We start from the raw sequence: 14,458 nt of genomic DNA on the forward strand, positions 1-14,458 counted from the left end.
CAGCACGACCGTAGAGGTCGTGTCTGCCGCTACCTCTGAAGCTGGTCTGAGAGTTCGGTAAAGACCGGCCGATCCGGCAGTTCCAGCACCAGCCGCGCGCCGCCCAGCCCGCTGTCCTCGAAATAGGCTCGGCCGCCGTGCAATTGGGCCTGCTGCGCGACCAGCGCCAGTCCCAGCCCGGACCCGCCCTTGGCGGCCTGGCTGCCGCGCACGAACCGCTCGAACACCGCCTCGCGCTCCTCGACCGGCAGGCCGCGGCCATTGTCGTCGACCGCGATCACGATGAAACCGTTCGGATAGCGGTGTGCGGACACGACCGCTTCGGTGGCCCCGCCGTGCCGGGCCGAATTCTTGAGCGCGTTGTCCACCGCCAGCCGCAGCCCGGTGGGGAGGCCCCGGGTCACCAGTTCGGCGTCGGTGTCGATGTGCACCTTCAACTGCGGGAAATGCCGCATGGCGTCGTGCGCGGCGGCGTCGCAGAGTTCGGCCACATCGGTCAGGACGTGATCGCGGGCATTGGTGAGATCGCCCGCGGCCAGCCGTTCCAGCGCGGCCAGGGTGGTCTCCACCCGGTTCTGCCCGCGTTGCAGGTCGCTGAGGATCTCGCGGCGCTGCTCCTCGCTCAGGTCGAGGGTGCTGAGCACCTCGAGGTCGGTGCGCATGGCGGTGAGCGGGGTGCGCAGTTCGTGCGCGGAGACGGCCGCGAAGTCGCGGGCGGTCTCGAGGGCGGCGGCGGTCTCGCCCTGGGCGCGGTCCACCCGCTCCAGCAGGGTGTTGACCGCCTCGGCGAGCTTGTCGGCCTCCTTCACGCCCGAACCGGCCACCGCCAGCGGCGTTCCCGGGTCGCCGTCGGGGCCGCGCTCGTCGAGGGCGCGGGTGAGTTTCACGATGGGCCGCACCGCGCGCCCGCCCAGCAGCCAGCCCAGACCGGCCGAGGCGGTCACCGCCAGCACCGCCGCCAGATACACCCAGCGGCGCTGCTCGTGAATGGTCTTCTCGGTCTGATTGGTCGGAATGCCCAGGGACACCACCCGTCCCGCCGGTTGCGCCTCGGTGGTGGTGAGCACCCGGTAGGTGTTGCCGTCGACGTTCACGGTGGCATTGCCGACCGGCAGCGGCGGCAGCTGCACCCCCGTGCTGGCCAGCGAGCCGTCCGCATTGCGCACGGTCACCGCCATCTCCTTGTGGGGCGCGAGGATGTCGACCACGGTGACGGCGAAGACCGGCTGGATGAGCACCAGCCGCGACACCATCGACAGCTGCTGATCGGCCTGCGCCATATTGCTGCGGCCGATCGCGTAGATGGTGATCCAGCTCAGGATCGTCACGATGATGGTCGCGCCCAGCGCGGCCGCGGCGGCGACGCGCACCCGCAGCGTGTAGGAGTACCGGCGCCGACCGGGTGCCGGGCGGCCGGAAAGCCGTGTGCGCCAGGTCATTTGGGCGCGCGCAGCACGAATCCCACGCCGCGAATGGTGTGCAGCAGGCGCGGGGTGCCCTCGGTCTCGAGCTTGCGGCGCAAGTATCCGACGAAGACGTCCACCACATTGGTGTCGGCGGCGAAATCGTAGCCCCACACCAACTCCAGCAGCCGCTCGCGACTCAGCACCACCCCGGCGCTGCGGGCCAGCGTGGACAGCAGCTCGAATTCCCTTTTGGTGAGCTCGATTTCGGTGCCGTCGAGCAGGGCTCGATAGCCGGCCACATCGACCTCCAGGGGCCCCACCGTGATCGCGCCCGGAATGGTGGAGGCGGGCACATCGCTGCGCCGCCGCAGCAGCGCCTTGATGCGGGCCACGAGTTCGGCGAGCACGAACGGCTTCACCAGATAGTCGTCGGCCCCCGACTCCAGCCCCGCGATGCGGTCGTCCACCGAACTGCGCGCCGACAGCACGCAGATCGGCACCTCGTTGCCCATCGCCCGCAAGGCGGTGACCACACCCGCGCCGTCCAGCACGGGCATGTTCATATCCAGCACCACCGCGTCGGGGGCGGACTCGTTGACGCTGCGCAGCGCCGCCGCCCCGTCCCGGGCGATGACCACCCGAAACCCTGACAGCCGGAGCCCGCGCTCTACCGAAGCGAGGACGTCCTCGTCGTCGTCGACAACCAGGACGGTGGGTACTGTGTCCAATTTGCCCTCCGCTGCGCTCCGGGCGGGTTCGCGGCCCTGGAGGTCTCGTTCTTCCCTCCCTCCGCTCCTCCGCTTCGCTCCCCCGCTCCGCTCAGTCCAGAACGAGACGGGCCGCGAACCAGGTTGGTTTGCACTCCCAGTATCGCGGCACGGCGATCAGTAGTTGTGGCAGGAGTCCGCGACCTGCTGGATCGCGGCGGCGATGCCGCCGGCGCGCGGGTCGCTGGCGGCCTGGTTGGCGGCGTCCGGGTTGTCCTTCAGGTACTGGTCCAGTTCGGCCTGGCGCTGGGCCGGGCTCTGATCGAACTTGGCCTTCAGTTCGGCCTTGGTGTCCGGGTTCTGGTCCAGGAACTGGGCCAGCGCGGGGGCCTTGTCGTGCAGGGCGGCGTCCACCTGGGCGAAGCTGCACGTCGAATTGAGCAGCGGGGCAACCAGATCCGTGGGCGACGCGGACGCGGTGGCGGGCGCGAGGGCGAGAGCGACGGCGGCCACCGCACCGGCTCCGAGAACGACACCGGTCCGGCGATTACGAGCGAAACGCATGTTCGACCTTTCGAGGGGTGTGCGCGGATCCCCTCGACCCACGCCCGCCCGACGGTAGAACACCGGGCTAGGAGGCCGATGAACGAACTCTGAAAAGACTCTGAGGTTGGTTCAGCTGGTCGCGTCGGCCTCGGCGTCGGCGGCGGCGATGCGCTCCTTGTCCTCCATGAGGGTGACCGCGTCGCGGATCTGCTTCTCCAGGGTGGGCAGCATGGCGGCGTCGTCGATGGTGGGCGGCACCTCGTAGGAGTCGCCCGCCGCGATCTGACGCATGGTGCGGCGCAGGATCTTTCCCGAGCGGGTCTTGGGCAGCGCGGTCACCGCGACCACGTCGTAGAGGGTGGCGATGGCCCCGACCCGGTCGCGGACCCGCTCGATGACCTCCGCCCGCAACCGCTCGGCCTCGATGTCCACCCCGGCCTTGAGCACGACGTAGCCGATGGGCCGCTGGCCCTTCAGCTCGTCCGGAATGCCGACCACGGCGGTCTCGGCCACCAGCGGATGCCCCGCGATCGCCGCCTCGATGCCGCCCGCCGAGAGCCGATGCCCGGCCATATTGATGACGTCGTCGCTGCGGCCCAGGACGTAGAGGTAGCCGTCCTCGTCGAAATAGCCGGAGTCGCCGGTCAGGTAGTGGCCCGGATAGGCGGAGAGATAGGAGCGTTCGTAGCGGGCGTCGTCCCGCCACAGCGTGGTGAGGGTGCCGGGCGGCAGCGGCAGCCCGATCACGATGTTGCCCTCGGTATTGGGCGCGACCGCGTTGCCCTCGGAGTCCAGCACCCGCAGCCGGTAGCCGGGCACCGGCACCGAGGCCGAACCGGCCTTGATCGGAAGCCGTTGCAGTCCGAGCGGATTCGCGCAGATCGGCCAGCCGGTCTCGGTCTGCCACCAGTGATCCACCACCGGGCAGTCGGGATGCTCGGCCAGCAGCGTCTCCACCGACCATTCGTAGGTGGCGGGATCCAGCCGTTCGCCCGCGCAGAACAGCGCCCGCAGCGAGGACAGATCGTGCCGGTGCGCCAGCGCCGCGTCCGGGTCGGCGCGGCGAATGGCCCGCAGCGCGGTGGGTGCGGTGAACATCACGTCCACCTTGTACTCGTCCACCAGCCGCCAGAAGGTGCCCGCGTCGGGCGTCCCGATCGGCTTGCCCTCGTAGAGGATCGTGGTCGCGCCCACCAGCAGCGGGGCGTAGACGATATAGGAATGGCCCACCACCCAGCCGATATCGGAGGTGGTGAGCATGGTCTGCCCGGGCGCGACCTCGTAGATGTTGCGCATGGACCAGGCCAGCGCGACCGCGTGACCGCCGTTGTCGCGGACCACGCCCTTGGGCTTCCCCGTGGTTCCGGAGGTGTAGAGGATGTAGAGCGGATCGGTGGCCGCCAGCGAAACCGGTTCGGCCGGTTCGGCTCCGACCTGCGCCTCGTCCCAATCGAGCCAGCGCGCGACCACGCTCTCCGAGGAGGCGGGCAGATGTTCGGTGGCGGCCTGCTCGGCGGGAAAACGAATGGTGGGGAAGCCTTCTCGCTGCTTGACCAGCACCGTGCGCGGCGCGGTGGTCTGCGCGAGGTCGAGGGCGGCCAGCACGATCGGCGGGTATTCGACCCGGCGGCCGGGTTCCAGCCCGCCGGATGCTGTGATGATCAGCACAGGTTCGGCGTCGTCGATGCGGGCCGCGAGTTCGTGCGCGGCGAAGCCGCCGAAGACCACCGAGTGCACCGCGCCGATGCGGGCGCAGGCCAGCATGGCGATCACCGCTTCCGGGATCATCGGCATATAGATGACGACGCGATCACCGGTCTTGACGCCCAGTCGCACCATGGATCCGGCAAATCGGGCGACTTCGTCGAGCAGCTCCCGATATGTGTAGATCCGCCTGGACCCGGTCATAGCCGAGTCGTATATTAGGGCCGGTTGTTCGGCGCGGCCGCCCTCCTGATCGCCGGAAGTGCCTTCGGGAGTTGTGATCTCGCGCACATGCCGATCCAGCGCGTTGTAGGAGGTGTTGAGGCGAGCGTCGGGAAACCAGCGCGCCGTCGGACGGGCCGCGGTATCGAGAATCTGGGTGGGAGACACATCCCAGCTGATGGATTCGGCCGCGGTACGCCAGAACTCCGAGGGGTCGACCAGGCTCAACTGATAAGCCGGTCGGTACTCCTGCTTCGCGTTCAACCCGGTGACTCCCTAGTTCCGCCTTGTGTCCTCGAGGTGCGCTGAGATGCCCGCCTCGATAGATCGACCTGATTGTGGCAGACTTCACGCGACGTCCGGGCGGACGCCGCGACCTTTGATTTTGCCTGCAAACGGCTGGTCAGGGACCGGTGGTTGCCAAGAGGTCACACAAGAAGTTATTGATCCGTTAGAATCGCATGTCACATATTTCGGCCGTCATGGACGCAATTTCTCGGCCAGCCGCCGTTCTCGGTCAGCTCTGTCTGACGGGCCAAGCGTGCGATCGCGGAGGCTCGCTGATGGCGCGTGGCTGGGGCCAGTTTGGAAAGTGAGTGGGAGATGCGTGACGCCGCTAGGTCCGGCAGCAATAAGCGCTGGGCGCTGAGCAACTGGGACCTGCGATGGAAGGTCACGGCGGTGCTCGCCGTGCCGCTGTTGGTTGCCGTTGTGCTGGGAGCGTCCAGGATCTCGGCGGAGTTCGCCGATTCGAGCCGGCTCTCGACGGCGACCGACCACGTCGGGGTGATCCCGGCGATCACCGGCCTGTCCGCGGATGCCGCGCAGGTCGCGGGCGGTCAGATGGTCATGCTGGGCCCCACCCAGTCGCTGACCTCCGACCCCGAACTCGCGCAGCTGGACACCGCGATCTCCTTCGCCGAGAAGGCCGCCGCGCGATTGAGTGACATTCCCAGCGCCCGCTCGGCGCTGGACGAGATGATCGTGCGCGCCAAGGCGATCCGGTCGCAGGGCCTCGCCCCCTCGAAGTCGATTCCCGACACCGTGGCCCAGGTCGAGAGCATTCGCGGCAACAGCGTGCGCACCGTGGAGAACATCGTCTCCACCATCGCCGACAAGACCGTGGACCAGTCCAAGCTGCGCCTGGTCGACTCGCTGAACTCGCGCTGGATGCTGTTCAACGAGGTCGCCGGCATGGCCGAGGCGCTACGCAACAACCCGAAGGATGGCCTCAAGGACATCCAGATCGGCGTCAATACCGAGCGGCAGATGCTGGCCGTGCTCGCGCACCGCTTCCCGGACGGCGATGCGATCATCGCCGACCTGCAGCGCGGCGCCGACACCCGCGTGCAGCTGGTCAACGGCCCGCAGGCGCAGGCCGGTCAGCTGCCGGTCGCGGAGTTGAAGGACTCGCTGGTCGCGAGCATCAACAGCTATCAGACCATCGCCACCAACTCGACCAAGGACATCGTCAACCGAGTCGACGATCTGGCCTCCACCGCGCGCTCGGACGCCATCCGCTACTCGATCATCGTCATCGCCACCATCCTCGGCGCCATGGCGCTGGCCGTGCTGATCGCGCGCGCGATGATCGTGCCGCTGCGCCGCCTGCGCCTGGCCGCCCTGCGCGTCGCCGAATACGACCTCGGCCAGGAGGTTTCCGCGCTGCGCGAGGGTGCGGACCCCGAAGACGTTCCGCTGGAACCGATGCCGGTGCACACCGACGAGGAGATCGGTCAGCTCGCCCGCGCCGTCGACGACATCCACGGGCAGGCGCTGCGCCTGGCCGCCGATCAGGCCGCCATGCGTACCCAGGTCAACGACATGTTCGAGACCCTGGCCCGGCGCTCCAAGTCTCTTGTCGACCATCAGCTCTCGCTCATCGAGGCGATGGAGTACGACGAGAAGGACCCGCGCCTGCTCGAGAACCTCTTCCGCCTCGACCACCTCGCCGCGCGCATGCGGCGAAACGGCGACAACCTGCTGATTCTGGCCGGCACCAAGCAGCGCCGGACCAAGTCCGCGCCGGTCGAGATCGCCGACGTGCTGCGCGCCGCCATCTCCGAGGTGGAGGACTACGAACGCGTCAAACTGGGTGCGACACCGCGTGGTTCGCTGGTCGAGCCCGCCGCCTCCGACCTGGCGCACCTGTTCGCCGAGCTCCTGGACAACGCGCTGCGCGCCTCTCCGCCGGAGACCGACGTCAAGTTCACCTTCGCCCAGGCCCACGATCAGGGTCTGCTGATCGAGGTCGCCGACCGCGGCATCGGTATGCCCCCGGCCGAAATGGCCGAGATCAACCGGCGATTGGAGGCCGTGGCCGAGGTCGGCCCGGACACCGCGCGCCACATGGGTCTGTTCGTCGTCGGCCGGCTGGCCGAGCGCCACGGCCTGACCGTGCGTCTGCGCCCCACCTTCGACACCGCCCGGGATCCGGGCGTGACCGTCACCGTGCACGTGCCCAAGCCGCTGATCGTGGCGGCGGGCGGGGCCATCTCGGTGCCGCCGCAGCCGCAGGACGCGCCGCAGCGTCCGCAGCCGGCCCCGGCCGGTGCGCCGCAGGGCGCGGGCAATCAGGCCGGTGCGCCGTCGTCCATGCAGATGCGCGCGGTCACCCGCACGGCGACCGGCAATGTCATGGTCACCGTGGATCCCGGTGTGAGCGGGCCGATTCCGGCGGGCTCGGCCCCCGGCGCGGCCCCGGCCGCCCCGGCTCCCGGTGCTCCGGCGCCGGCCGCGGCGAGCGCGTCGACCGGTCTGCCCACCCGCCAGCCGGGCACCCAGATGCCCGGCGGTCTGCCGGTGCGTCAGCCCGGCGTGAACGGCCCCACCGTCAAGCACACCGTGTCCGCCCCCGGCGGGGCGAGACCCGGCGGCCTACCCCAGCGAGATCCGGGCGCGCACGGTCCGGCCGCGCCCGCGGGCCAGCCGGGCGCGAACCTAGGACTGGGCGGCGCTCCGGCGCAGCGCGGTCCGGGCGAAGGCCCGTCGGCGCCGCGCGGCGGCCTCGCCGCCAATATGCTCAAGCGTCAGGGCGCTCCGGGCGGCACGCCGCCGCGGCCGGGCGCACCGGGGGAGCCGGGACCCGCACCGCGCGGTCCGGGACAGGGGGGTTCGCCGCAGCCGGGTCAGACCGGTGCGATGCCGCAGCGCAATCCTTCCGTCGGCCTGCCGCAACGGGATTCGGCCGGTGGCGGGGTACCGCCGCGCGAGCCGGGCGCCGGCGGCCTGCCGACCCGTCAGCCGGGCGCCAATGGCGCACCGGGCCGCGAGCCCGGCCTGGGCCAGCCGCAGCGTCCCGGCCCGGGCGGTCAAGCGCTGGGAGGTGGAGCGGCTCAGCGAGATGCGGGCACCAATGGCGCCCCGCAGCGTCCGGGCGGAGTGGATTCCGGCGCGACCCGCCGCGAGCCGCCGGCCGGCGGTCTGCCGCAGCGGGATTCGGCCGCCGGTGGTCTGCACCAGCGTGACGCCGCCCCGGGCGGCCTGCCGACTCGTCAGCCGGGCGCCAATGGCGCTCCCTCGCAGCTGCCGCGTGGCGGCGCAGCGGGCCCGGGTGGCCTGCCGCAACGCGGCCCCGCGCCGCAGGACGCGCCCAACGGCGCCGCCGCACAGCAGGATTCGGAGAAGCCGGGCCTGCAGCGCCGCGACTCCATCCCGCCGCGCGACGGCGGTCTGCCGCAACGTGGTGCGGCGGCCGGTGGCCTGCCGCAGCGTGATTCCGGCTTGCCCCAGCGCGATTCCGGCCTACCTCAGCGCAACGCGCCGGGTGCCGATCCGTTGTCGGGCGGTCTGACGCAGCAAGCGCGGGGAGGCGGAGCGGACCCGCTGGCCGGGGGTCTGCCTCAGCGTGGACCCGCCGGTGGTCTGCCGCAGCGCGATGCGGGTAGTGCCCTGCCCCAGCGTGATTCCGGCCTGCCGCAACGCGATGCGGGTAGTGGTCTGCCGCAACGTGATTCCGGCCTGCCCCAACGTGGCGCCAAGCCGGACCCGCTGTCGGATCCGCTGCCCCAGCAAGCGCGGAGAGGCGGAGCGGATCCGCTGGGCGGCCCGCTGCCGCAGCGCGGCACGAACGCCCTCCCGCAGCGCGATCCGGGTGCGGTGCTGCCGCAGCGTCCGTCCCCGATTCCGGGAGTCGGCCTGCCCCGCAACGGTTCCCCCGAGGCCGATGCTGTCAAGGAGCCCGGACGCCACAGCTTCCGCTCCAACCCGACCAAGGCGGCCTCCTTCTTCCAGACCCGGCTCAAGCCGGCGGACGAGGGCGTCGACCCCATCATGGGCGGCACGCCGATCTTCGCGGAGATGATGTCGGCGTGGCTGTCGGATCCGAATGCCGACCGGTCCCAAGTGGCCGCTTCCTTCGAATCACCGGGCGATGAAGGCTGGCAGGCGGCCCGGCGCGCGATCGAGAGCCAGGCGGACAAGCGCACGGCCGCGGGTCTGCCGCAACGCGATCCAGGTAACCGGCTTGTGCCCGGCGGTGTGAACGGAAACGCTGACAAGCCGGCCCATCGCGACCCAGAATCCATCAGGTCAAGTCTGAGTCGTCACCAGCAGGGCGTCCGGGATGGCCGCGCGATGAAAGCTATGAACCTAACCGGAGATAAAGGAGACCGATGAACCCCGATCTAGGTGGTACGAAGCGTCAGCTGGATTGGCTGGTTTCGAATTTCGCCAATGAGGTTCCCGGCGTTGCGCATGCGGTCCTGGTATCCGCTGACGGCCTGCTGATGGCCGCGAGTGCGCAGCTGCCCGTGGACCGTGCCGAACAGCTGTCCGCGGTGACCGCGGGGCTCGCGAGCCTCTCGGTGGGTGTGTCGAACTTGTTCGAGGGCGGCACCGTGTTGCAGTCGGTGGTCGAGATGGAACACGGCTACCTGCTGCTCATGGCGGTCGGCGATGGCTCGTACCTGGCGGTCCTGACGAATACGTCGTGCGACATCGGTCAGGTGGGCTACGAGATGGCGTTGTTGGTCGAGCGGGTGGGCCAGACAGTTCAGGCCACACCTCGCGTCACGATGGGTTCCTGATGGCGGGATGGACATAGACAACGAACGCGTTGGGAGCGCCGAACCGAGCCTGGTTCGCCCCTATTCACTGACGGCCGGTCGCACCCGGCCGAAGGTGGAGCTCGCCTTGGAGGCGCTCGTCGCATCGCATCCGGTCGCCCTCGAGCGGCAGTTCGAACTCACCAACATCGAGACGTCAATCGTGGAGTTGTGCAGAGAATCGCCGTCGGTTGCCGAAGTAGCTGCGCGCCTTGGCATCCCGATCGGGGTGGCGCGGGTACTGGTCGCCGACCTCATCGAAGCCGGTCACGTGCGGGTATCGGCGACATTGAAAGACGATTCCAGCGACGATGAACGTCGCGAGCTGATCGAAAGGGTTCTCAGTGGACTCCGGCGTATTTGATTCGACGACACAGGTCGACACGCGCACCAGTAAGCCCACGTCGGCCAAGATCGTCGTGGCCGGTGGTTTCGGTGTCGGCAAGACCACCCTGGTCGGTGCCGTGTCGGAGATCGTTCCGCTGCGCACCGAGGCGTTGGTGACCAATGCCAGTGTGGGAGTGGACTCCCTGACGGGTGTCCCGTCGAAGGCCACCACGACGGTGGCCATGGACTTCGGCCGCATCAGCCTGGCCGACGACCTGGTGCTGTATCTGTTCGGTACGCCCGGCCAGTACCGCTTCTGGTTCATGTGGGACGACCTGATCAAGGGCGCCATCGGCGCGGTGGTCCTGGTCGACACCCGCCGGTTGGAGGACAGTTTCGCCGCCGTCGACTACTTCGAGGCGCGGAACCTACCCTTCCTGGTGGCCATCAACGAGTTCGACGATGCGCCACGGTATCCGGTCGAGGACATTCGCCAGGCCCTGGCGGTGCCCGCGGACGTGCCGATCCTCTCGATCGACGCCCGCCGCCGGGAACCGGTGAAGCAGGCCCTGGTCGCGGTCACCGAGTACGCCCTGCGCAAGGTCGTCCAAGGTTACTGACACGCGGTGATCGGCGTCGGTGGTAGCGACGCCGACTACCGATATGCTCGCCCAGACTCACCCTCTGGTTCGCGGCGCGTCTCGTTCTGGACTGAGCGGAGCGGGGGAGCGAAGCGGAGGAGCGGAGGGAGGGAAGAACGAGACCTCCAGCGCCGCGAACCCGCCCGGAGCGAAGCGGAGGGCAAATGGGCACAGCGCGGGAGTTGCTCGACGCGTTGCTCGATCCCGGTTCCTTCGCGAGCTGGGATCTGCCACCGGTCGCGGTGGCGGCATCGGCCGAGTATCGACAGGAGTTGCTGACCGCTGCGGCAACGGCGGGTGCCGATGAGGCGGTGCTCACCGGGGAGGGGTTGCTGCGCGGACGGCGGGTCGCCGTGATCGCCTGCGAATTCGCGTTTCTCGCCGGATCGATCGGCGTCGCCGCGGCCGAGCGCATCGTGACCGCGGTCGAGCGCGCGACCGAGCTGGGTCTGCCGCTGCTCGCCTCACCGACCTCCGGCGGCACCCGAATGCAGGAGGGCACAGTCGCTTTCGTGCAGATGGTGAAGGTCGCGGGGGCCATCGCGGCGCACAAGGCGGCCGGGCACCCGTATCTGGTGTATCTGCGCGATCCGACGATGGGCGGGGTGTTCGCATCGTGGGGATCGTTGGGGCACACGACATTCGCCGAACCGGGCGCACTGGTCGGGTTTCTGGGGCCCCGCGTCTACAAGGCGCTGTACGGGAAGAAATTCCCCGAGGGCGTGCAGACGGCCGAAAATCTTTATCGCAGCGGCGTTCTCGACGGCGTCGTGCCGCCGGGCGTCTTCCGCCGCATCGCGCATCGCTCACTGGTGGTGCTCTGCGACGGCCCCACCCCGCTGCCCGAAAAGGGCGGTGACGCAACGCCGCCCGGTCGCGGCTCGTTCCTGGCGGGCCCGCAGGAGCGCGGCGGTCTCGCGGTGCTCGACACCGCGGAGGTGCACGCCTGGCAGACGGTGCTGATCTCGCGCCGCGGCGACCGCCCCGGCATTCGCGAACTGCTGCGTCACGTCACCGACCGAGTTCCGTTGTCGGGCACCGGACAAGGCGAGCTGGATCGCACGGTCGTGCACGCGCTGGCCCGCTTCCGGGGTCAGCCGTGCGTGGTCTTCGGCCACGATCGCGCCGGGCAGTCGCCCGAGCACACCATGGGCCCGGCCGCCCTGCGGGAGGCCCGCCGCAGCATGCACCTGGCCGCCGAGCTGCGGGTGCCGCTGGTGCTGGTGATCGACACGGCGGGCGCGGCGCTGTCGCGCGAGGCCGAGGAGCGCGGGCTGGCGCCCGAAATCGCCCGCTGCCTGGCCGATCTCGTCACCCTGGACACCCCGACGATCTCGGTGCTGCTCGGGCAGGGCAGCGGTGGCGGCGCGCTGGCGCTGCTGCCCGCGGACCGGGTGCTGGCGGCCGCCAACGGCTGGCTGGCCCCGCTGCCGCCGGAGGGCGCCAGCGCCATCGTGTACCGCGACACCTGGCATGCCCCGAGAGTGGCGGCGGCGCAGCGCATTCGGGCGATGGACCTGGAGGCCGACGGCATCGTCGACCGCATCGTGCACGAATACCCCGACGCCGCCGAGGAACCGGTGGATTTCGCGCTGCGCATGGTCGGCGCGATCGCCGAGGAACTGGCCGCGCTCACCGCCGTGCCCCCGGCGGAACTGGCGAGCCGGCGTCATCGCCGTTACCGCCGCCTGGGTTTGCCACGCTGACCGTGCCCTGATTCGGGCGTTATCCAGGCCACATTCCCGCACGTCACAGCGATGCTAGAAGTTAGCTGGGTCCGAAACGGTGCTACGGTCGGAATGGTGAGTTATCGGTGCGAGACCAGCGAGATCCCGGCGATCGTCCTCAATGACGGCCACGTCATGCCGAAGCTGGGCTTCGGCGTGTACAAGGTCGACGGCGACGAGGCGGCCGCCACCATCACCACCGCCCTCGAACTCGGCTACCGCAGCCTCGACACCGCCGCGTTCTACGGCAACGAGGAGGCGGTGGGCCGGGCCATCCGCGAGTCGGGGCTGCCCCGCGACGAGGTCTTCGTGACCACCAAGCTGTGGAATTCCGACCACGGCTACGACGCGGCCATGCGCGCCTTCGACGCCAGTTGCGCGCGGCTCGGGCTCGAGACCCTCGACCTGTTCCTGATCCACTGGCCGCTGCCCTCGGCCGATCTCTACGTCGACACCTTCCGCGCGTTGCAGGCGCTCGAGGCGCAGGGCCGGGTGGTGTCGATCGGCGTCTCCAACTTCACCCGCGCGCACCTCGAGCGGGTGATCGGCGAGACCGGGGAGGTCCCCGCGGTCAATCAGGTCGAGCTGCACCCGTATTTCGCGCAGTCGGAGCTGCGGACCTTCCACGCCGCGCACGGCATCGTGACCGAGGCGTGGAGCCCGCTGGGCCGCGGCGCGGAGTTCAACGATTCGGTGATCATCGCGCTGGCCGACAAGCTGGGCCGCACCCCCGCGCAGATCGTCCTGCGCTGGCACATGCAGCTCGGGAACGTGGCCATCCCCAAGTCGCGCACGCCCGCGCGCATGGCCGAGAATCTGGCCGTGTTCGACTTCGAGCTCACCGGCCGCGAGATGACCCAGATCGCCGGCATCGACAAGGACGCCCGCCAGGGCGCCGACCCCGACGAGATGGATCAGGACGCGCCCGCCTGATTTCACACCGCCGTGTGCGTGGGAATGCCCAGGTACGAGGTCAATTCGACCGCGGCGGCGCGGCCCGCGCGATTCGCCCCGATGGTGCTGGCCGACGGACCGTAGCCGATCAGATAAATGCGCGGATCGGCATCGACCTGCGTGGCGAGGCGACCGCTCATGGTGATGCCGCCGCCCGGCCCGCGCAGCCGCAGCGGGGCCAGATGGTCGAGGGCGCTGCGAAAACCGGTGGCCCACAGGATCACCTCGGCGCGCTGGAAGGTGCCGTCGGCCCAGCGGATCCCGTCGGGTTCGATGCTTTCGAACATGGGGTGGCGGTCGAGGACCCCGCGCGCCTGCATGGCCTTCACCCGCGCGTCCTCGCGCAATCCGGTGACCGAGACCACCGAGCCGGGCGGAAGCCCGCGCCGCACCCGGTCTTCCACGATGGCCACGGCCGCCCGGCCGTCCTCGGGCGCGAATTGCCCACGGCGGAAGACGGGTTCGCGACGGGTGACCCAGGTGGTGGTGGTCACCTGCGAGATCTCGTCCAGCAGTTGGATGGCCGTGATGCCGCCGCCGACCACCACCACGTGCTTGCCCGCGAAGTCGGCGGCGGTCCGGTAGTCGTGGGCGTGCAACTGGCGTCCGGCGAATGTCTCCGTGCCTCGGTAATACGGAATGAAGGGCTTGTCCCAGGTGCCGGTGGCGTTCACCAGCCCGCGCACCCGCAGCGTGTCCGCCGGCTCGAGTTCCGCGTGCAGCAGCCCGTCGACCTCCTGGTTGGGGCAGGTGGCGGCGGTGGCGCGGTCGCAGACGACGGTGACCGTCACCGGCCGGCGCACGCGCAGATCGAAGCGCTGCTCGTAGCGGTCGAAATAGCGGGGGACCGCAGTGGCCGCCTGCACGTTCTCCGAACCGGGCTCCAGCGTCTCCTCGAACGACATGCCGGGCAGATCGTGCACGTGATTGACCGTGCTCAAAGTCAGTGAGGGCCACCGGAACTGCCATGCGCCGCCCGGCGCCGGCGAGTGGTCGACGAGCAGGAAGTCCCGCTCCGGCCGCAGTCCGAGCCGGCGCAGATGGTAGCCGACCGACAGCCCGGCCTGCCCGGCACCGATTACGAGGATGTCGACGTCGGGTGTTGCGGTCACCGACCCGACGGTACGCGACCTTAGAGTGAATGCCGATCAGGTGTAGGCAACGCAGGTGATTTGTGCA

The 14,458-nt window shown here is 69.8% G+C and carries 11 protein-coding genes; 6 read left to right on the forward strand and 5 right to left on the reverse strand.

What is annotated here, in order from left to right; translation table 11 throughout:
* Positions 1 to 29: 29 nt before the first annotated feature.
* The 4 genes from D7D52_RS05455 to D7D52_RS05470 form a co-directional block, all read right to left on the reverse strand.
* Positions 30 to 1,439 (reverse strand): sensor histidine kinase, encoded by a 1,410-nt coding sequence (locus D7D52_RS05455; RefSeq protein ID WP_120735333.1) that lies wholly within the window; start codon positions 1,437 to 1,439, stop codon positions 30 to 32.
* Positions 1,436 to 2,134, reverse strand: coding sequence for a response regulator transcription factor (locus tag D7D52_RS05460; protein WP_120735334.1), 699 nt, complete (start codon positions 2,132 to 2,134; stop codon positions 1,436 to 1,438). Before D7D52_RS05460 ends, D7D52_RS05455 begins: the two co-directional genes overlap by 4 nt.
* A 156-nt stretch (positions 2,135 to 2,290) precedes the next feature.
* Entirely contained in the window at positions 2,291 to 2,677 is a 387-nt protein-coding gene (locus D7D52_RS05465; RefSeq protein WP_120735335.1) for a hemophore-related protein, read from the reverse strand.
* Between the two features lie 111 nt (positions 2,678 to 2,788).
* A complete protein-coding gene (locus D7D52_RS05470; protein WP_120735336.1) occupies positions 2,789 to 4,849 on the reverse strand; it encodes an AMP-binding protein in 2,061 nt (686 codons plus the stop codon).
* 339 nt (positions 4,850 to 5,188) lie between these two features.
* On the opposite strand from D7D52_RS05470, the gene D7D52_RS39810 reads away from it, so the two are divergent.
* The 6 genes from D7D52_RS39810 (at position 5,189) to D7D52_RS05500 (ending at position 13,258) form a co-directional block, all read left to right on the forward strand.
* Positions 5,189 to 9,202, forward strand: a complete 4,014-nt coding sequence (locus D7D52_RS39810) for a HAMP domain-containing sensor histidine kinase (protein ID WP_120735337.1) — start codon at positions 5,189 to 5,191, stop codon at positions 9,200 to 9,202.
* Positions 9,199 to 9,612, forward strand: coding sequence for a roadblock/LC7 domain-containing protein (locus tag D7D52_RS05480; RefSeq protein ID WP_029930951.1), 414 nt, complete (start codon positions 9,199 to 9,201; stop codon positions 9,610 to 9,612). The genes D7D52_RS39810 and D7D52_RS05480 overlap by 4 nt, the downstream gene beginning before the upstream one ends.
* A 7-nt stretch (positions 9,613 to 9,619) precedes the next feature.
* The gene (locus tag D7D52_RS05485; protein WP_067531005.1) at positions 9,620 to 9,994 is read left to right on the forward strand and encodes a DUF742 domain-containing protein; all 375 of its coding nucleotides are present in this window, start codon (positions 9,620 to 9,622) and stop codon (positions 9,992 to 9,994) included.
* Positions 9,975 to 10,577 (forward strand): GTP-binding protein, encoded by a 603-nt coding sequence (locus D7D52_RS05490; protein ID WP_174391578.1) that lies wholly within the window; start codon positions 9,975 to 9,977, stop codon positions 10,575 to 10,577. Before D7D52_RS05485 ends, D7D52_RS05490 begins: the two co-directional genes overlap by 20 nt.
* 185 nt (positions 10,578 to 10,762) lie before the next feature.
* Positions 10,763 to 12,304, forward strand: a complete 1,542-nt coding sequence (locus tag D7D52_RS05495; RefSeq protein WP_120735338.1) for a carboxyl transferase domain-containing protein — start codon at positions 10,763 to 10,765, stop codon at positions 12,302 to 12,304.
* A 96-nt stretch (positions 12,305 to 12,400) separates the two neighbouring features.
* A complete protein-coding gene (locus D7D52_RS05500; RefSeq protein ID WP_425464660.1) occupies positions 12,401 to 13,258 on the forward strand; it encodes an aldo/keto reductase in 858 nt (285 codons plus the stop codon).
* A gap of 2 nt (positions 13,259 to 13,260) precedes the next feature.
* Here the strand turns inward: D7D52_RS05500 and D7D52_RS05505 are convergent, their stop codons facing one another.
* Positions 13,261 to 14,391, reverse strand: a complete 1,131-nt coding sequence (locus D7D52_RS05505) for an FAD-dependent oxidoreductase (RefSeq protein WP_120735340.1) — start codon at positions 14,389 to 14,391, stop codon at positions 13,261 to 13,263.
* Positions 14,392 to 14,458 lie beyond the last annotated feature (67 nt).

The organism is Nocardia yunnanensis, assembly GCF_003626895.1.
Classification (GTDB): domain Bacteria; phylum Actinomycetota; class Actinomycetes; order Mycobacteriales; family Mycobacteriaceae; genus Nocardia; species Nocardia yunnanensis.